Origin of the sequence: Methanobrevibacter woesei, assembly GCF_003111605.1 — an archaeon.
GTDB classification, from domain to species: Archaea; Methanobacteriota; Methanobacteria; order Methanobacteriales; family Methanobacteriaceae; genus Methanocatella; species Methanocatella woesei.
In genome coordinates this window covers 655893-675700 of record NZ_MZGU01000004.1, presented here as the reverse complement: position 1 = coordinate 675700, position 19808 = coordinate 655893, and the positions used below count along the sequence as shown (strand labels likewise).

Here is a 19808-nt window from a genome sequence, read left to right as displayed (position 1 = left end):
TTATTAATATGTTTTATTTTTAAATTTCATTAAATTATATTATTATATTCATATTTTATCCAATTATAATAAAAAATAAATATTAAAGTAGTATTTTATGTAGATATTTTTTATTAAGTAAACAAGTGTTTAAAATTAATTTAATATTAACTAAAATTAGGAACAATAATTAGAAATTATAATAAAAAAATTAATAAAAAAAATATTTTAATAAAAAATTAAATTTTGCTACCTAAAGAGCAATATATTATTATATAATATAGAAATTTTTTTGTAACAAAACCTTATGCAATATAGAAATTAACTATTTTTTGATAAAAAAAAAATACTTTATAAAACTTTCAAATGAAATAGTTTCATAGAAAAGTATTTAAATGAAAATAGGTTTTAATAATATTAAAGAACACTTTCATATGAAAGAGTTTCCTATGAAATAAAGGTGTGAAAAAATGAACGTGACATCAAATTTAAAATCAATAACAGGAGATCCAAAAAAAGCTATAAACAAACTGGCTTTCCCAATGATATTAAGTATGCTACTTATGTCATTAAACAATGTAGTAGACAGCATCTGGGTATCCGGTCTTGGAGCAGGACCTTTAGCAGCAGTTGGATTTGTATCTCCAATATTTATGATATTAGTTGGATTTGGTAATGGTATTGGAGCAGGAGCAAATTCTTTAATATCTAGATTTATTGGAGCTAAAAACTACAAAGAAGCAAATAACACAGTAATCCATACAATAATATTATCCATTATACTCTCAATTGCATTTCCAGTTGTACTTTTAATATTTTTAGAACAAATTTTACAAGCAATGGGTGCCGGAGAAGTTATAGGATATGCAATGGAATATGGAGTAATAATATTAATCGGATCATTTTCAATGTTATGTCCAGCAATCTTTGGAAGTATTTTTAGAGCAGAAGGTGCTGTTAAAAAAGCAACTTACCCATTAGCATTAACTGCTATTTTGAATATAATTTTAGACCCAATCTTCATTTACACATTTAATTTAGGAGTTGCCGGAGCAGCAATAGCTACAGTATTATCTTCTACTATTGCTCTTTTATTATTAATCTACTGGTTAGTAATTAAAAAAGACACATTTTTCTCAGTTACAAGAGAAAATTATAAACAGAAATTCATCATATACAGAGAAATTCTATCTGTTGGAGTTCCAGCAAGTATTGAACAGTTAATATTATCCATAGTATCAATTGTAAACAATTACTTAATTACAATAACAGCTGGAACCTTAGCAGTAGCAGCATTTACAGCAACATGGAGATTAATATCCATTGGAATTATGCCTGCAGCAGGTGTTGGAACAGCAGCAATAACAGTTGCAGGAATTGCATATGGAGCTAGAAACTATAATAATTTAAAAACTGTTATAAAATATTCATCAATGCTTGCATTAGCAATGTCTATAATTGTATGTGTGATATTTTATGTATTTGCAGAACCAATTTCATTTATATTCTCATACTCATCAACTAGTTCAAACTTATCCCCATTAATCACTGATACATTAAGAATTCTATGTATATTCTTATTAGCTATTCCATTTGGTACAGCAGCTTCATCAGTATTCCAAGGACTTGGAAAAGGAACATTTTCACTTATATTAACAGCTATTAGAGAATTTTTACTTGTAATCGTATTTGCAGTTGCATTTATATTCCTATTTAATATGGGAGAACATGGAGTATATTGGGGAATAAACCTTGGAGCAATTATAGGTTCACTAGCTGGATTCATATGTATCATTTTATATGTCAATAAGCTCAAAAAGAATAGTGTAAAACATGACTAGGTGTTTAGATGGAAGAAAAAATACCCTTACAACTTGCAATTGTTTATCTATTTAGATCCCATACAAATTATCTTAGAAAAACCTTAAAAAACACAGGAATAACAATAGGACAATTTCCAGTTGTAGTTGAAACACATAAACATGAAACAATTTCACAAAAAGAATTGGCGGACATTCTCTTTTTAAGTGAAGGAACCATATCCAAGACTATAAAACAGCTAGAAGATAAGGGAATTATTGAACATGAAGTAAACCCAGAAAACAGAAGACAGAATAAGATTTCATTAACAGAAAAAGGCAGTGAAATAGCTGAAAAAGTAAAATATACTGAAATAAACTGGGAAAAAAAAGTAATTGAAGAAATACCCCCTGAAGAATTAGATAATTTCTTTGATAATTTAAAAAAGATTACTAATAAAGCTGTGAATTATTCTCTTAAAGAATAATAATTTTACAGCTATTTTTTTTTATTTTGATTGTTTTCCCGAAATATGCTCAATATCTATTTCAACAATTGAGAATCTATTTATTGAATTTTTTATTGTTTCCTGCCAGCTACCTTTCTGGTTTGGAGAATATTTTTCACAAAGATAAAGAATAGTTTTTGCTTTTTCTTTATTATCCTCAATAATTCTTGCCTTTCCAAATAGGATAACACTTCTATAATCTGTTGTGAATTTATCTGGAATAACTTCTTCACTATCAACAACACAAAAAGAAACTTTATTATTTTTCTTTATTGCATCTAATTTATGGCCCTTAGTAGCACAGTGAAAATAAATCTTATTATTTTTGTATGCGAAGTTTAAAGGTACTGCATAAGGATAATTGTCATCTCCATAAACAGCTAGTACACCTGAAGGTGCATTCCTTAAAATATTAATGCATTCTTCTTTAGTTAAGCTATGATTTTTTCTTCTCATTTCTCTAAACATGTGGTTCACTTTATAAATTTTGTCTGATTTTTATTTATTTGTTTCTGCTACATCCCCAGATATATATTATAATCCTAAAATAGTCTGATTTTTATTCTGATGCTGTGAAATTATCAATATTTATTGTGTAATTTCAATCCTAATATAGTCTGATTTTTATTATATTGATGACCGTGCAATATGCTTCAATGGTAGCTAATTTCAATCCTAATATAGTCTGATTTTTATAACAAGCATATTTCTGTGAGTTGATGGCTTCTTTTACATTTCAATCCTAATATAGTCTGATTTTTATACTAATATTTCACTTCAAATCTGTCTAAAAGGAAATTTCAATCCTAATATAGTCTGATTTTTATAATCCACTCTCCCAATCAAAAAGGAGGTCATAATGAAATTTCAATCCTAATATAGTCTGATTTTTATTCTGCATTCATCACTACAATATTTCCTCCTAGCATTATTTCAATCCTAATATAGTCTGATTTTTATCTTCCTTAATCTGCTCCACCAATTCTGGATCTGTATTTCAATCCTAATATAGTCTGATTTTTATGACCAATATCAACTTTATCATTGTATCTTCTGTAATTTCAATCCTAATATAGTCTGATTTTTATTGGGTCGTCATTCTTTTCTCCTTTTCTGGATTTGATTGATTTCAATCCTAATATAGTCTGATTTTTATGAGATCCACATTTGTAAAAGTGATTTTGTTTTCACCATTTCAATCCTAATATAGTCTGATTTTTATAATGTAATGTTGGAGCATATTGAAAAAGAATGGAATATTTCAATCCTAATATAGTCTGATTTTTATCTGAAACACGAACTATTTCATCACAACTTTTCAACATTTCAATCCTAATATAGTCTGATTTTTATTTCGTCCTCCTCGGATTCGATAACCTCGTTTATTAATTTCAATCCTAATATAGTCTGATTTTTATTAGCTAAGAGGTTTGTTACTTTTTCCTCTAATGACACTATTTCAATCCTAATATAGTCTGATTTTTATATCACCCTCAAAAGATTTATGGTTAGTATTCAAATTTCAATCCTAATATAGTCTGATTTTTATTAGAAAATTCGCAGATTTAAACACATCACTTGAATAATTTCAATCCTAATATAGTCTGATTTTTATCTCCATCTTAGATTCCTCCCTCTTCTTCTTGATTTCAATCCTAATATAGTCTGATTTTTATTTCCTCCAAGACCACTATATTTTTCTTTGCCGAATATAATTTCAATCCTAATATAGTCTGATTTTTATTTAACACCAGGGATAGGAGTATAATCCTCTTGACTTGATTTCAATCCTAATATAGTCTGATTTTTATTGTGCCATCATGGAAATATCCATTGGATGTACAAATTTCAATCCTAATATAGTCTGATTTTTATAGGCAGGATTTTTCCTTTAAATAGCTTAAAAACAATTTATTATTGTTTAATTTGATACTTAAAATTTTTGATTAATGATTTGTATTAAATTTTAAATAGGTAAATAAATTTCTAAAAATGTTGTATTTTGTTAAAAATGAGATTAAATAAAAGATCTATATAAAATAAAGATAATTTAATAGGAATAACTGGTTTAAAATATTAATAACTGAATATTCTTAAATTAGAATAATCCAAAAAATAACAATTTAATAAATACTATTAATAAAAATGAATAAACGAAGAATAATAAAGTCTTTAATTAATAAAAATATAACTAAAATTAATTATTTTATTAAAAAAATTTGTATTTTAAAGAATAAATTAAAAATAACTACAAAATTTCATCAATGGGTGATTTTTCCACACCTAAAACAGTTCTTTCAACTTCAGAAAAAAATTCAAATGGATAAATAATTATTGAATCTTCTTCTTCATCAATTATATCTAACAATCCATTTTTGATCTTTTGAAACTCACTTCTTGATACTTCACCTTCAAAAACTGAATTTTGAATCCAAAATAAATGTTGTCTTAAAAAACTTTTAACTTTGTTTACCCTTTCAACTTTTATATCATAAACAATAATAACATACATCTTTTACCACCATATAACAAAGGGATTGTATTTTTTTATACCTAAAATATGTTTTTTAAGTTTATATGCTTCTAATCTGATTAAACGTTGATATGAAACCTTTTTATTTAAATCTTTATGTTTAATAGTCTTTTTTAAACGTTTATTGTATTCTTTTATAAATTTATTTCTACCAGAATCATTTAATAGACAACAATTTAAATCTTGGTTAAAATCTTTTTTTGTAATCATCCTTTTATTAACTAAATAAAAAATTAAGCGGTCAACAAAAATAGGTTTAAAAATCTCACTTAAGTCTAGAGATAAAGAAAATCTGCGCTCAAAAGGCTCATGAAGATAAGAAATTGTAGGATTTAACTGAGTATTATATATCTCTGTTAAAACTGTTGAATACATCATTGAATTTCCAAAACTTATTAATGAATTAATCATGTTTTTTGGAGGCTGTCTAGATCTTCCTTCCATTTTAAATTCTTCAGGTAAAATTTCATCAAATTTAGAATAGTATTCTGACATGATTCTTCCTTCAACATTCATTATTTCAGTTATTTTATTTGTTTTGGTTAATTCCTTTAAAATTTCATTAACATTATTTTCAATTTTATAATATGATAATACTTTTAAGATATTGTTAGCTGCACCTTCAACAAATAATTTAGCTAGTTCTAAACGTTTAGATTGATTTAAATAATATTCTGCTTGTCTTACTAACAGGTCTCCAGATAAAAGTGTTTCACGAGGATAATATGAACCATTATAAAACCCATAATAGTTAAAAAAATGAATAGGAATTCCTTTTTTAGCTAAAAGACTCATTACCTGAGAAGAAAAAGTTATTTGACCATAAGCGTAAATAGAATAAATTTTATTGATTGGAATGGGTTTTTTACCTTTATTATTTACAAAATACAATGTATTTTCTTTTCTTTTTAATATTCCATCTGACAAAATATAATAATTTTTCCTAAGCATATTAACCCCACATCTATGAAAAACAAAACTCAAAATAAGCACATTTAGAACAAATTCTTGATTTTTTAGGCATTGGCATTGGTTTATTAATGATATCTTCAATATTTTCAATAATTTTCAGCAAATCTATTTCATTTTCTTCTGTTAATTCAATAGTTTTCTTTTTTCTAATACTGGGATAATTCAAAAATCCTTTAATATTTTTTATATCCTTTTCATTCTTTAGATAGAACATATAATATAACAATTGATAAATATGAGACTCTTCCATTTTCTGAGTTTTCTTAACCTCATGAATCTCAACAGAATCATTAATTTTAATGAAATCTATATTGATTAAGTCATCGATAAGAAACTCTTTTTCTTTTTTGAATGAATCTTCATGTAATTGCTTACCTAAAGCAACATTATCTGATTCATGTTCTAATCTAATATTGTGTGAAAATAGCCATAATTTAGTTTTGCAAATAAAATAATAATTAATTTGAGTTCCATTAATATTTAGAATTCAAAATACCCCCTAAAGAATAGTAGATTCTTCATTTGAAAGCAATAATCCTAAATCTTCATCATACTCAACATCAATGAAGTAATTATTTTTTTCTTCTTCAACATTTCCTTCATTCATCAATTTAATAAATTGACCTTTTCTAATTGAAAGACAAAAACTTTGAGCCTCAAAATACTCATTATTTTTAAGTTTATCCAAATATTCTTCTTTAAATTTTATTGGAATAACTTCATATGAATTAAATAATTTATAAAAAGTATTAGAGTCTTCTGAATTAATAAAAGGAACTAATTCATGATAATAATAATTAAAAGCATTAGTTACCTTATTAAAAATCTTTTTATCATTAAAATCATAACCCTCACTATAAACCTCATCAATTTTTTCCTGTATGATGCTTTCTTTTAGAATATTTACTTCATTTAAACTGTTCAATGTTTTAGAAACTAAATCTTGATTATAAATATATTTATCTTTTTCAGACCCTTCAGTAAATATATTGACTGGTTTAATAATATTATTTTCCCATCCTCTACGATTTACTCTTCCAAATCTTTGGATAAGAGCATCTAAAGGCGCTGGTTCAGAGTATAAAACATCATAATCAATATCCAATGACACTTCAATAGCTTGTGTACCTACCAATAAATCTAAATTGTCTAATTTTTCTTCAATTTTTTCCCTATCCCTTAATATAAATCTACTATGTAACAATGCAGAATTTTTGATATTGTTTAGCTTAAACCATTCATAAATCTCTTGAGACCTATCTACCGTGTTACAAACAATTAAAACCTTTTTACCATCTTTAATATCAACTAATATATTATTTAAATAACTCAAAATATTTCCAGATAATATATTTAGTTTATGCCTAGTAAAAGAATTTAATTCATCTTGATCTAAAGATATAACGTTTTTAATATCTAATTCACTACAAAAAATATTTTTTAAAAATGTAGGTAAAGTAGCAGACATTATAAATATATTCAAATGAAACTTATTTTTCAATATTTTAAGAATTTGTAAAATTAAAGCGGTAACCCTGGCATCATATGCATGAATTTCATCCAAAATTAATAAACTATTATTTAGTTCAGTAATTCCCATTTCAAAACCTTTAACACCAAAGAATAATTTAATTATCTGAAATGGAGTTATTATTTTATAAGGTCTGTAAATTTTATTTGTTAAAGACTGAATTGTTCTAACTTTATCTTTAGATTTGTCATCATTCAGATATTTATAAATAAAATATGATGATTTTCCATGGGATAAACCGACTAATTCATCACTACCTAAATCATTAATTAAACGTTTATACATTGCATTAATACTTGCTGTATAAGGTAACATAAAAAAAATTCTTTTTGAAAAATTTTTATTTTGATTAAAATCTGCCCACAAAAGAGAGGCTTCAGTTTTACCACTTCCAGTTGGAGCAATTAACAGAGCATCCCCTTCTGTATTAGCAGCAACAGCTTGTGTTTTTCTTAAATCATTAAAATGATACAAATCAGCATTTTTAACAGCATTTAGAATTCCATATTTTGATCCAGATGCCAAATAATCACAGGCATTGATAAAACCTTTTAAAAAATACCCATAGGTACCATGTAACTCATTATAATCTTCATTTTCAGTGTCAATAAAATATTTTAAAACAGTCCCTTTGTAAACACTTCTTAATTCATCAAATGATATTTTATTAGGAATTTTTAGTTCATATCCCAAATATTCTTTACTCCACTTAGGAATCAGTGCAAAATAAGATATTAACTCATCAAAATTAGGTTTTAATTGATTTAATTTTTCTAAAAACACCCTTTCATCATCTGATGTTTTCATTCTGTATTTTCTTCTTAAAAAAGGAACATCTTTATGATGGGTGATTATCCCTAATCCAATAGCATTAACATAAAATTCTGAATAGAAATCTTTTAAAGAAACTATGAAAGTAGCTGATAAAATTTCATGCCTATAATCCCAATATTTATTATATTTCAACGATTCTTGAAAACCAACAGCTGCTTTACCAAAATCGTGAAAGAATAGAGAATAAAAAAGATGTTCCCAAAAATCTGGAACACTACAAATTTCAGGAACATTGACATAACTTTCTTTTATACTTTTAAAAACTTTTAATGTATTTTCCGTATGTTCTATTAATGATTCATTAGGTTTAGCTAAAATAACCATAAAAACACCTATTTATGAATCCATACACCCCACTCATATTCTGTATCAAAATAACATTCCTCAGAATAATTAAAAAATTGATTCATTAATATAAATGGCTTTGTACCAATTGTTTTCCTTGGAATAGAATCAGTAAAATAAGTAGGTAATGCTTGAATAGTACCAAAAGCACCTTCCGTATCTAAAGGCAAAATTGTTTTTCCTAAATTTACATTAGATTTTAATTCAAGATTAACTTCCTTTATTTCAGATACCATTGCTAAATCCGAAGACCTACCTAAAAGAATTGGATATGCTGGATGATTAAAATATTCTTTATAATCTAAATTATCTAAATACAAATACAATTTTGGGTTAAATAAAAATTCCCTTTTGGTAATATTAGATTTATTTCCTTTCAATGCTTTCAATTCATATATTGTTTCCAAATCAACAGCTTTTGAATCATACTCAAAAATGAAACCTACATGAACATCATTAGGAGTAACTAATTCACCTTTAACTGCAGATAACAAACCATAAATTGTACTTAATGGAGGAACAGGCAATGTAGGTTGAAATCCACTTATAAAAGATGGAAATCTAAATGATGCAGTCCAACCATTAATAATAACCCTTAAAAATTTCATTTAAATCAACTTAGGAATTTCCTCAGCAAATTTATTAGCCATTTCTTTTATAGTTCCAACATGAATATTTTCTTTATCCTTAGCATATTCCATAATTTCCTCTTGAGTTTCTTTTAAAAATCCAGTTCTAGTACCTATAAATATATCTGATTTAATAATATCTCCATATTCTTTAACTACTTCATCAAAAGCATTTAAATCAAAAACAACTTCACCATTTTCCTCTCTGACAATATTCATAAAAATATGGTTACCCCCATCAATTGCTGTAAGCACCAATATTTTAGGAGAAACATCTGTTAAATGAGAAGAAGATTTTGCACCTCCAGATAAATAAGGTAATGAATTAATAACCTCTTGTGCTCTTCTAACTCTTGTTTCATCATCCAGAATCCATGCATCCTCTTCATTAGTTAATCCTTTTTCTTTAGCTAGTTCAACTAATTTAGGATACATATTACGATACCCTGTTTTTTCAGTTTCATTAAATACTCCTAAACATCCTAAATCAAGAGAAAATATGCCTTTTAAAACAGTTGAATAAAATTCATGTTCGAAAGGAACAGGATCTCCTTCTTGACGAGCCATAACACCAAAATCATTTGTAGGATTTTGACCAATAACAGAAACCAAAGGAGAATTCTTTAATGGAGCAATTCTTGTTACAGTTCCATCTTTATTTTTCTTTAAAGCTCTCATATATCCAAATACATCATCATCTGGATAATCAATAGGGTTTGCTTCAGTAAAAGCTATCTTTTTTTCACGGCTAATCGGAGACATTTCCCAATCAAATTTATTTTTTAATGTGTCTCTCCACCAGTATCTTAAAGCCTGACCAGAAACATAAGGATATTTTACCCTTCCTTTTTTAATTGTTTTAACTCTTACTACATTATCAGTTCTATCTCCTGCATCAGATCCTGCATTATTAAGTGCTGAATGTGGAGCATCAATTAATATTAACCCCAATATTGTATTTGACATTATTCTTCCTCCTCAAAAAACTCATCTTCATATTCTTCAACATATTTATTTTTTACCATCCAATCGTGTAATTTTTCATATATTCTAAAGAGTAGTAAATCTTGGGTTTCTTTCCAATTTTCATTACCTTCAGGAAATATGTACATTACATAATCATCAAATGTGAAAAGTAATTCATTATCTCCATTACTAATTTTATTTTTAGATACTTTTCTTAAGGTATTTCTAAAAGTATTATAATTAGATGCTTTTTCTAAATTATATAATGTTTTTTTGCTATTTTTATCTTTAATATAATAAGCTAATTTATCACCTAACTCTTTAATTGCATCTATCCTTTTTTCATCCATATTACGAACCTCTTTAATATAATGTTTCACCAACTTCCAAGTACAATATGTTTTTTTATATTTTGAACTATAAAAAAATCTTAAAATTGAATGATTATTAAGCAACCCATTATAGATATTATTTGATTTATTTTTAAAATCATTTTTATCATTAACTTTATTCCATTTTACATTGTTATATTCCTTCTTAATTATGTTCTTCCAATTTTTATATTCATTTAAAGGGATTTTAGTTAAAAAATGAAAAATTGGATTAGGTAACGAAAAAATTTCTAATTCAGACCCTTTATTAAAATTAGTAAAATAGTAAAAAGTCAATGATGGATTTTCATCTCCCCATAAATCATCTAAATTAATTATTTTATCTAGAATATTAAATATTGCATTAATTGGATTTGTGTAATTTTCATTATAACATCCCGTAAAATTGTCAAAAATAATTTGTTTGTTAATATTATTAATTGCATCTTTAGCCCAATAATCCATTACTTTTTCAGAATTTGAATGTAATAACAAAAATTGTTTTTTTTCATTTTTAGCATATGTTGGACAATTATACATAATTAATGGGGCAAATTGGATTAATATCGCACATAAAGAACAATATTCAACACCTTCATTTGCAAATGAAAAATAATTTTTTAATGAACCAGAACCAGATAAAGGAATATAATCTCTTTTAAAAGTTTTAACAGCATCCCGTCTTCCACATGAAACACATGTTCCATTATAACTAACCTCTGAAATTGACTCAATCAAAGTAAGCAACTCATTAAAATACAACTCATTTAAATTATCTTTTTTTGTTGTTTTTGGATTAACTAGAACATTATTCGGAAAAATAGAATATAAATTTTTTTTCCAAGCAGGAGTAACATAAATATCCGAAATATTTAATGCTTCCTCTTTTAAATCATCTTTTGTTATTTCATTAATCGGTTTTTTCAGTTTTCTTTTTAATGCAAAAATTCCTGCATCAACAAAAGGATTACCCGTATACTTTAATGATAAGTTGTTTGACATAATACCTCCTAACTAATTTACACCAAATTGGTCTGATTATAATACCTACCATATATTTCAAAAACAATATGATCTGATTATAAATTTAATATTTTAATTAAACTATATAAATATTTTCCAATATGATAGGTTTTATTAAATCAAGAAGCAAATAATAGCCCGAAGCCTAATGCCGTCTTTTCACCAATTCCGACATCATAAGCAAATTTTATTAAGTTTAAATCTCCCTCAAGTATTATATCCATCATATACCCTCTATTATATGTTGTTTGAGGTCCTTTCTCAATAGCTATTCTTTTTCTTTTTACAGATTTCATTTCAGAATAAATTTTAATTTTCTTATCAGTACTTCCCATATCATTAAACATCAGATATTTTCTGATAAGATTTTTTTCCAAAGCCTTAAAAAATTCATCTCCAGGAGCTAAATCCCATATTTTTAACTTTCCATCAACTTCTTTCTTTTTTCTAACAATTATAGGTGATAAAGTTTTAAATTCCATCTTATTTTGAAATTCAATTTCTTTTAATAATTCAATTTTCTCTACAAACAGTTTTTCATGTTTAAATTTAACATATAAATCCTCTAAAAAGCCATCAACAAGACTTCTAATTAAATAATCATTGGGAGAAGATATATAGAAATTCAATCTCCCATCTCTGGATAAAATTCCTTTTTTAGTTATCTTCCTGTTTGGAACATTAATCTGAGAAAAAGTGAAAAATTTAAAGGAAATAGAATTATGTAATTTATCTGCTAAATCTAAATCAGCGATTTTATTGTAAATAATTGAAGATAAAATATGATTGTAGTTAAATGGAATCATGAAATCTTCATTTTCAGATTTAAGATAAATTTTCAGCCTCATTAAAACACCATAGAATTGATTGTAAGATGTATAATTATATTTAATAATATACTATAAAAATATTTTTAAAAAAAGTTTATTAATATAAAAGTTCATTAATTTTAATAAAAAATGAATATTGATTAAAAGATAACAAATTTAATTGATTAATATCAATTTATATACAAAATTTAAAGTTATTATAAAAAAAGTAGCTAAATAGCTTCTAAAAAACTTAGAAACTATTTTTATAAATTTAAAAGTTTTCTTTGTAGAATTCTTCAATTTTATCAAAAGGAATAACATCCATTTGGTCATATAAGTCAGTGTGCACTGCATCTGGAATTAACATCAATTCCTTGTTATCTCCTTCTAATTTTTCATATGCATCTTTACTGAAATAACAGGAATGTGCTTTTTCACCATGAACAAGCAACACAGCATTTTTAATTTCATCAATGTAGGTTAAAATAGGCATGTTTAATAAAGATAATGAAGAAGTAGTATTCCAACCTTCATTGGAGTTTAAAGACCTTTCATGGTAAGCACGTACTTTATAATATTCATAATAATCTTTTACAAAGAATGGTGCATCATCAGGAAGTGGATCTACAACTCCTCCTGCTCTTTGATATTGGCCATTTTTGTAGTCTTCAGTTCTTTGTGCATTTAATTCTTCTCTTAGCTGATAACGTCCTTCTTTATCTAAAGAGTCAAAGTATCCTTGCGCAGTTACACGGCTCATATCATACATTGTACAGGCTACAGTTGCTTTGATTCTTGTATCAATAGCTGCTGCATTAAGAGAAAATCCACCCCATCCACAGATTCCCAATATTCCAATTTTGTCTCCATCTACATTGTCTTGAGTTATTAAGAAGTCTACTGCTGCCTGGAAATCCTCTGTGTTTATATCTGGAGATGCAACATATCTTGGGCTTCCTCCACTTTCTCCAGTAAATGATGGGTCAAATGCTATAGTTAAGAATCCTCTTTCAGCCAAATTCATTGCATATAATCCAGAACATTGTTCTTTAACTGCTCCAAATGGTCCTGATACTGCAATAGCTGGAAGTTTACCAGTTGCATCTTTTGGTTCATATAAATCTGCAGCCAATGTAATTCCATAACGATTATGGAAGGTTATTTTTCTATGATTTACTTTATCACTTTTTTCAAAGGTTTTATCCCATTGATCTGTTAAGTTTAATTTTTCTTCCATGACAATCATCAATATTATATATATTTTATAATAATATTTGTGTATATATACAAAGTACTATATAAAGATTTACTTAACAAAATATAAAAAAATCAGAAAAAAATAGCTATAAACAGCTATTTGAAAAATTAAAATTAATATATTGATTAATTAAGTTATTCACCTTTGAAATATTCATTAATTTCAATCATTTTATCCATAATTTCCACATTAAATGGGCAACGGCTTTCACAGTCCCCACATTGACTGCAGTCTCCAGCATTAGCAGATAAACTATCATAATGAAGTTTTAATGAATCTGGAATTTCATCATGTATTTTTGCCAGATCATAGTATTTATTAAGCATAGCAATGTCAATATTTTCACTGCAAGGAGCACAGTGCCCACAGTAAGTGCATTGTCCAAGATATGGGTTTTTAGGTGAGTTTTTAAGTACTTCTGAATAGTTTTTCATCTCTTCAGTTGCAGTTTCATAACTAATAGCTTCTTCAATTTCAGAAACTTTTGCATAACCACCCATTACTGAAGCTACTCCTGATTGAGACAAACAGTAGTGGATACACTGAATAGGAGTCAATGCCACACCAAATGGAGAGTCATTTACATTAAATAATCTTCCGCCTGCAAATGGTTTCATTATTGTAACACCAACATTGTTTTTCTCAGCACTTTCATAGAAATCTGCTCTTTGAGGATCCATCCCGTGTAATTCCTGATTAAATGATTCTTCATCAGAGAAATCATTAATATCATCAGTTGGTGCAAGCATATCAAAAGCAGGATTAGCACTAAACATTATTGTTTCAAAAACATCTGAATTCACAGCCAAATTAGCAACATCTGTATTATGAGTACTTATACCAATATGACCTATGATTCCTTCTTCATGCTGTTTTAATACATAATCAAAGAATTCACCATTCATTATTTTCTCATATTCATCTATTTCATCAACAAAATGAATCATACCAATATCTAAGTAATCTGTGTGAAAACGGTTAAGCAAATCATTAAATGCTTTTTTTACTTTATCCAAATCTCTTATACGTAGATATTGTCCGTCAATCCATGTAGAACCAAAATGACCTTGAATATACCAGTCATCTCTTGTTTCTTTAATGGCATCTCCTAAATTTGAACGGATTTCAGGGTCTGCCATCCAACAGTCTAAGAAATTGATACCATTTTCTTCACAGCAGTCCGTGAGATTTTTAACTTCTTCTAAGCTATATCCACCAACCCATTCTCCACCAAAACCAATTTCACTTACTTTTAATCCGGTTTTTCCAAGTGTTCTATACTCCATCTAATCATCTCAAAAAATAATAGTCTAATATTATTATTCTAATTAATATGTTGTTTGTGTAATTTAAAGTATTTTATAAAAAACATATCTTGAAGTTATAGATTTATTTAAATCCATAAAATTACTTTTAATAATCACTTTAAACTTGCTATAAATAGATATTATTTGAAAAAAAGAATTAATGATGATTGTTTTATTAATCATCATAACGGTCATCATAATCATCATCATAGCGATCATCATCATAACGGTCATCATAATCATCATCATAGCGATCATCATCATAACGGTCATCATAATCATCATAATGATTATTGTTTTGTCTGAGCTCATACCTATCGTCATCAACAACAGAATTATTTTCTTCTCCAAAAAACATGAAAAAAGAAGCGCCAACAGCTACTAAAACAAGGCAACAAACACCAACAATTATAAGAAGGCTAGTACGGGACATTTTAAAAACCTCATATAATATATTAAATTTTTTTTTGAAATCTACTAATTCATACACCCTAATGAGACTAGTAATTATTTTAAACTATCAATAATTTCCCACATCCATGTTGAGCAATACTCCTATAATAGCGGGAATAGCTAAAATAAAAGATAATAAAATCATATCAAAACTGAAAGGCATAAAAATTAAAAAGTAGCCAAAAATCATTGATGTTATGATAATATATGCACCAACATATCTTGCCAAACCTAGAACCAAATATTTATCATTAAAAATTCTTCCAGGCAATTGATGGGAAAAATATTTAAACATTGTCATAAAATATCACACAGTTCCCATTAGTTGTTTATTAATATGATATTAAAGTATATAAAATAATACTATTATCAGATTTCCATAAAACAAATTCATTTGATATGTCAGCCAGCTATTTTATGAAGTGATTTTTATTAAATAATATTAAAACCTATATATGTGTATTTTTATAAATTTTAATCATAAAATCTAGCATTGCTCTTTTTAAGGATTGATTTGTTATATTATTCTAATTAAAATATAAAGTTGATTGCCTAGACTTGTCCTTATTTGGAAAGTCCCTCAAATATCTGAAAACATCATCAGGTTTATTTAAAATATTATTTTCAGCTGTCTTTTTATAAAATAAGTCCATTAATTGCCTGTTATTTTCACTTTCTAAAACATAGTTACTTCCATATTTTTCAATATATCTGTTTTTAAGGCCTGGAAATGATTCATCCAGCTTTTTATAAAAATACTGGCGATTTCCATCCCTTAAAGTTAAACCTATATTAAAACAGATTATACCCTTAACATTAGTTTCAATGCAGTAATCCAAAAGTTTAGAAATATTCTCTTCTGTATCATTTACATAAGGTAAAAATGGAGTTAACCATACAACAGTTGGAATATCTGCATCATTTAACTTTTTTAAGACTTCAACTCTTCTTTTGGTTGTGCAGACATTAGGCTCAATTTTTCTGCACAAATCTTCATCAGCTGTTGTCAAGGTAATCTGTACAACGGTTTTTGCCTTTTCATTTATCTTTTTAAGCAAATCCAAATCTCTTAATATTAAATCAGATTTTGTAATGCAGGTAAATCCAAATCCATATCTGTAAATCAATTTTAAAGAGTTTCTAACAAATTCCAATTTGAACTCAAGAGGAATATAAGGGTCTGTCATAGATCCAGTTCCTATCATACATTTCTCTTTTTTAGATTTTAATGCTTTTTTCAATAATTCCAAGCTATTCTGCTTAACTTCAATATCTTCAAAATCATGATTCATATTATATATCTTACTTCTTGAATCACAGTAGATACATCCATGAGTACATCCCCTGTATAGATTCATCCCATTTTTTGAAGATATTAAACTTTTAGCTTGGACAAAATGCATAAATCCACCAATAATATTTAAAATTAAACTTTACATCTTAACTTTTATAATAGCTAACATATAAATATTAAATTATGAGAGTAGGTAGTCATAATCATTATCATAAAAAAGCTAGCGGAAATCTGTTGTATGTATTTATTCTAAACATTTTACTTAATGTAGTTGTAATCATTGGCGGATTAATAACAAATAGTGTAGCTATTTTAGCAGACTGCCTTCATGATTTATCTGATACAATTTCCGTTGGACTAGCTTGGGTTTTAGAGAGAATATCCCAAAAAGGCAGTGATAATAAGTACACCTATGGTTATAAGAGATTCTCTTTACTTGGTGCTGTGATTACCTCAGTATTCGTTGTTGTTATATCAGTTATTGTGATATATGAATCCCTATCACGTTTATTTGCTCCAGTATCTCCAAATGCAGAAGGAATGGTATTAGTAGCTATATTAGGACTTATTTTTAAGGGAATTTCTGCATTCATCCTTCATGGTGGTGAAACATTTAATGAAAAAGCTATTCTTTACCATGTTTTAGGAGATATCTTCAAATGGATAGGTCTTTTAGTAGTTAGTGTAGTTCTTATCTTCGTTGATTTGCCAATTCTTGATCCATTGGTATCCATTGTAATAAGTTTGTGGTTAATTTATAACTTAGGAAAAACTCTTATACATTCATTAACACCATTACTTCAAAGAGTGCCTTTTGATATTAATGTAGATGAACTTAAAAATGAAATATTATCCATTAAAGGAGTTAAATCAATTGAAGGTTTTCATTTATGGTCTCTAGATGGACTTGAATCTGTATTAACCATAAAATTAGATATTGATAATGGTTCTGATGAAGAGTTAATTAAAAATAAAATCAATGAGATGTGTATTGAAAAAGAGATAATTGACATTACAATTGAATTTATTTAAATAACTTTTCAACATTATCCAAGTAATATTGTGCCTTTTTGTAGAATTTAGCCAAATCAGAGCCTGCTACAAAGATGTGATTTACAGTTATTGATACTGTCATTTCATAATCCTTATCAAATTTTCCCCATGTAATTAAAGGCTGAATTTGTCTTGGATGAAGCACTGCTGTTGTAATTGAGTCAAAATCAACCCAAGGAATGCATGAGAAATTTATTATATTTTCTTCATCTCTTTTTTCCATAGGCAAGTTAAATCCATCTATTTTTTCAGATAATATATCTTTACTTAATTTTTTTACATCTTCATGCCATAATGGGAAATTAACTGGATTTGTAACTCTCATCTCACAGTAACTGTTTTTACTTTCATCCATTATTGGAGTTATACCATCCATTGATTCAAATTCAACAACTTCATTATTGATTATTCTATATCTTAATTTTTCAACATCATTGGCTGCCTTTAATAAACTAGCTAATGTAACTAAGAAAAAGGAATAATTTTCATTTTTAGCAAATTCATAGGCTTTTTTAACATTAACACGTGCAGACATTGAATATCTTGATGATTGAAAATTATAGAATGGATTTTTTTCCAAATTAAAGTCAATTTTATGCATTTAATATCTCCAATATCTATTTTTCATTTTTACATCATTTATAACTAACCTCATCAAGTTATTAACAGTATTTTTATAAGTATAAATAAAAGTACTATTAAATATATAAGATGTTAATAAAATAGTAATAATGGTGTATTGTGATGGATAAAAAGGAAATAAAGTTGTATTTAGAAAATTTACTAAAAAATATAGAAAAATTTATTGAAAGTAAATTAACAACAATGGGCAATGACATTAAGAAAAGAGAAGAGTATTATATACTTAAAAATTCAATTGATTTATTCTTAAATGATGATAAAACAAACAGATTTTTTATAATGTCTGGAATTAGGGGCATAGGGAAAACAACAATTCTCTACCAGTTATATGATTATTTAAAATCTGAAAAACATGTACCTTCAAGAAACATTTTATATTTAAATCTCAATAGACTTCGTGATTTAGGAGAATATGAAATTTGTGACTTTTTTAATGTTTATAAAAATGATTTCGGCTTTAAAAAAGATGAAAAAATAGTAATTTTCGTAGATGAATCACAATATCTTGATAATTTAAATTCTGTAGAGAAATGGATAAACTCTGATGAAAACAAAAATATTTTCATTATTTTCGCAGGATCTAATGTCATTAGCTATGAACTAGACAGCAATTCCCTTGAAGACACCATTATTAAAATGTATCCTCTTAATTTCATAGAATACCTTAATTTAAACTATAACTACACTATTTCCCTTGATGTTAAAAAGAATCTAAAAAATCTTATTTTAGAAGGTGAAACTGGTAGTTTAGAAGAAATTCCTTTAAATCCATATATTAAAAAACATAAAGATGAATGGATGAATCATATACAGTACTCTTCATTTCCTAATTTAGCTCAAAACAATGTACTTCAAATCAGTTCAACTTTAGACATTAAAAATGAGATTATTGAAAAAGACCTAGATTCCATTAGTTCATTTACAAGACTTTCAAGATTATTAGCTTATCCATTGCTTAACTTACTTGTCATGGAAGATATTAAAGATTTAGCATTAAATAAACTAGCTACTACGTTAAATATATCCAAAAAGAATGTAAGTAATTTATTATTTGCTTTTGAAAATATTCAAATTTTATTCCATGTAGAACCTTATGTTTCATCTGGTAAATCTGTAAGAAAAGCCTGGAAATACTTCTTTATTTCAACACAGTTTAAATCAGCAATTTATCAAATTTCTAAAGATATTTCAACAAATTATGGGGAGTATTATGATAGCATTGCTAAAAATTTAGTTGCATCAGCATTATTTAAATTAAAAGATAATAATTATAATCTTTATTATGATGCAACTGTAGATGGTGTTGAATTTATTGTAAAAAGCAATGAGAAGATAGTGCCTGTTGATGTTAACTCAAATGAGGATAAATTAAATAAAGCCATTGAAGAGTATGATGCTGAATATGGTATTTTAGTTATAGATAATTTATCCAATATTGAAATCAAAAACAACATCATTTATATCCCATTACCTCTTTTCTCTCTTATTTAGAGAGTTT

Annotated in this window: 19 protein-coding genes and 1 CRISPR repeat array; of the genes, 4 read left to right on the top strand and 15 right to left on the bottom strand. The window is 26.6% G+C overall.

Going from position 1 to position 19808, the window contains the following annotated elements; translation table 11 throughout:
- Positions 1-449: 449 nt before the first annotated feature.
- Positions 450-1820: an MATE family efflux transporter gene (locus tag MBBWO_RS06080; RefSeq protein ID WP_116669984.1), complete on the top strand. Its 1371-nt coding sequence runs from the start codon at positions 450-452 to the stop codon at positions 1818-1820.
- Positions 1821-1828: 8 nt separating this feature from the next.
- On the top strand, positions 1829-2266 hold the full coding sequence (locus MBBWO_RS06075; protein WP_116669983.1) for a MarR family winged helix-turn-helix transcriptional regulator: 438 nt from the start codon (positions 1829-1831) through the stop codon (positions 2264-2266).
- Positions 2267-2287: 21 nt separating this feature from the next.
- Here the strand turns inward: MBBWO_RS06075 and MBBWO_RS08280 are convergent, their stop codons facing one another.
- The 14 genes from MBBWO_RS08280 to MBBWO_RS06005 all read right to left on the bottom strand — a co-directional run bounded on the left by MBBWO_RS08280 (position 2288) and on the right by MBBWO_RS06005 (position 16724).
- Positions 2288-2755 carry a pyridoxamine 5'-phosphate oxidase family protein gene (locus MBBWO_RS08280; protein ID WP_455429686.1) on the bottom strand — a complete coding sequence of 156 codons (468 nt, stop codon included), beginning with the start codon at positions 2753-2755 and terminating at the stop codon, positions 2288-2290.
- Positions 2756-2820: 65 nt separating this feature from the next.
- Positions 2821-4162: direct repeats of the CRISPR family, unit length 30 nt; unit sequence ATTTCAATCCTAATATAGTCTGATTTTTAT.
- Between the two features lie 373 nt (positions 4163-4535).
- Positions 4536-4799: a CRISPR-associated endonuclease Cas2 gene (cas2, locus tag MBBWO_RS06065; protein WP_116669981.1), complete on the bottom strand. Its 264-nt coding sequence runs from the start codon at positions 4797-4799 to the stop codon at positions 4536-4538.
- Positions 4800-4802: 3 nt separating this feature from the next.
- Positions 4803-5771 carry a type I-B CRISPR-associated endonuclease Cas1b gene (cas1b, locus tag MBBWO_RS06060; protein WP_116669980.1) on the bottom strand — a complete coding sequence of 323 codons (969 nt, stop codon included), beginning with the start codon at positions 5769-5771 and terminating at the stop codon, positions 4803-4805.
- Positions 5772-5784: 13 nt separating this feature from the next.
- On the bottom strand, positions 5785-6240 hold the full coding sequence (gene cas4, locus MBBWO_RS06055; protein ID WP_243408479.1) for a CRISPR-associated protein Cas4: 456 nt from the start codon (positions 6238-6240) through the stop codon (positions 5785-5787).
- A gap of 51 nt (positions 6241-6291) precedes the next feature.
- Positions 6292-8481 (bottom strand): CRISPR-associated helicase Cas3', encoded by a 2190-nt coding sequence (gene cas3 / locus MBBWO_RS06050; protein ID WP_116669978.1) that lies wholly within the window; start codon positions 8479-8481, stop codon positions 6292-6294.
- 8 nt (positions 8482-8489) lie between these two features.
- Positions 8490-9110: a type I-B CRISPR-associated protein Cas5b gene (gene cas5b / locus MBBWO_RS06045; protein WP_116669977.1), complete on the bottom strand. Its 621-nt coding sequence runs from the start codon at positions 9108-9110 to the stop codon at positions 8490-8492.
- Positions 9111-10097 carry a type I-B CRISPR-associated protein Cas7/Cst2/DevR gene (gene cas7i, locus MBBWO_RS06040; protein WP_116669976.1) on the bottom strand — a complete coding sequence of 329 codons (987 nt, stop codon included), beginning with the start codon at positions 10095-10097 and terminating at the stop codon, positions 9111-9113.
- Positions 10097-11470 carry a type I-B CRISPR-associated protein Cas8b1/Cst1 gene (gene cas8a1, locus MBBWO_RS06035; RefSeq protein WP_116669975.1) on the bottom strand — a complete coding sequence of 458 codons (1374 nt, stop codon included), beginning with the start codon at positions 11468-11470 and terminating at the stop codon, positions 10097-10099. Before cas8a1 ends, cas7i begins: the two co-directional genes overlap by 1 nt.
- 140 nt (positions 11471-11610) lie before the next feature.
- Positions 11611-12339, bottom strand: a complete 729-nt coding sequence (gene cas6, locus MBBWO_RS06030) for a CRISPR-associated endoribonuclease Cas6 (RefSeq protein ID WP_116669974.1) — start codon at positions 12337-12339, stop codon at positions 11611-11613.
- A 235-nt stretch (positions 12340-12574) separates the two neighbouring features.
- Positions 12575-13540, bottom strand: coding sequence for an alpha/beta hydrolase (locus MBBWO_RS06025; protein WP_207771578.1), 966 nt, complete (start codon positions 13538-13540; stop codon positions 12575-12577).
- A gap of 155 nt (positions 13541-13695) precedes the next feature.
- Positions 13696-14847: an aldo/keto reductase gene (locus tag MBBWO_RS06020; protein ID WP_116669972.1), complete on the bottom strand. Its 1152-nt coding sequence runs from the start codon at positions 14845-14847 to the stop codon at positions 13696-13698.
- A 196-nt stretch (positions 14848-15043) separates the two neighbouring features.
- Complete coding sequence (locus MBBWO_RS08200) at positions 15044-15301, bottom strand: hypothetical protein (protein ID WP_207771577.1); 258 nt, start codon at positions 15299-15301, stop codon at positions 15044-15046.
- Between the two features lie 87 nt (positions 15302-15388).
- The gene (locus tag MBBWO_RS06010; protein ID WP_116669971.1) at positions 15389-15622 is read right to left on the bottom strand and encodes a hypothetical protein; all 234 of its coding nucleotides are present in this window, start codon (positions 15620-15622) and stop codon (positions 15389-15391) included.
- A gap of 226 nt (positions 15623-15848) precedes the next feature.
- Positions 15849-16724 carry an SPL family radical SAM protein gene (locus MBBWO_RS06005; RefSeq protein ID WP_116669970.1) on the bottom strand — a complete coding sequence of 292 codons (876 nt, stop codon included), beginning with the start codon at positions 16722-16724 and terminating at the stop codon, positions 15849-15851.
- Positions 16725-16798: 74 nt separating this feature from the next.
- Between MBBWO_RS06005 and MBBWO_RS06000 the strand changes: the two genes are divergently transcribed.
- The gene (locus MBBWO_RS06000) at positions 16799-17647 is read left to right on the top strand and encodes a cation diffusion facilitator family transporter (RefSeq protein WP_116669969.1); all 849 of its coding nucleotides are present in this window, start codon (positions 16799-16801) and stop codon (positions 17645-17647) included.
- On the opposite strand, the gene MBBWO_RS05995 is transcribed toward MBBWO_RS06000, so the two are convergent.
- Positions 17640-18269 carry a CatA-like O-acetyltransferase gene (locus MBBWO_RS05995; protein ID WP_116669968.1) on the bottom strand — a complete coding sequence of 210 codons (630 nt, stop codon included), beginning with the start codon at positions 18267-18269 and terminating at the stop codon, positions 17640-17642. The genes MBBWO_RS06000 and MBBWO_RS05995 overlap by 8 nt on opposite strands.
- A gap of 143 nt (positions 18270-18412) precedes the next feature.
- Between MBBWO_RS05995 and MBBWO_RS05990 the strand changes: the two genes are divergently transcribed.
- Entirely contained in the window at positions 18413-19801 is a 1389-nt protein-coding gene (locus tag MBBWO_RS05990; RefSeq protein WP_116669967.1) for an AAA family ATPase, read from the top strand.
- Positions 19802-19808: the final 7 nt, after the last annotated feature.